At 52.3% G+C, this 283-nt stretch carries 1 protein-coding gene; it reads right to left on the bottom strand.

Annotated features, from left to right (window positions below; translation table 11 throughout):
• Positions 1-283, bottom strand: a 283-nt coding sequence (locus tag AABK37_RS42105) for a hypothetical protein (RefSeq protein WP_432557285.1), incomplete at both ends; no start/stop codon positions are given.

Raw genomic sequence — 283 nt, forward strand, 5'->3', positions numbered from 1 at the left:
GAGATGTTGCCGTTGTAAAGGGCGGTGTTGCCCATGCCGCTTTCCGTTGTATTGTAGATCAGGTCCATCCCGAACAGGTCGCGTGCCTGCGTCCCATTGTCGATATTTTTTAGATTGGGATTTGAATCTGAATTTGGCCGCAACTCCGCTCCGTTCATCGAAGTAAGCCAGCCGCGGATATTATACCGGTAGTCGATGCTCTGCTTGCCCGTCGCCCCGTTGTCGGCGGAATGAAGTTTCTTGTCGATGAGCTGACCGAGCTCATTGTATTCGTTGGCTACCA

It is taken from the genome of Tolypothrix sp. VBCCA 56010 (assembly GCF_050875635.1).
GTDB lineage: Bacteria > Cyanobacteriota > Cyanobacteriia > Cyanobacteriales > Nostocaceae > Hassallia.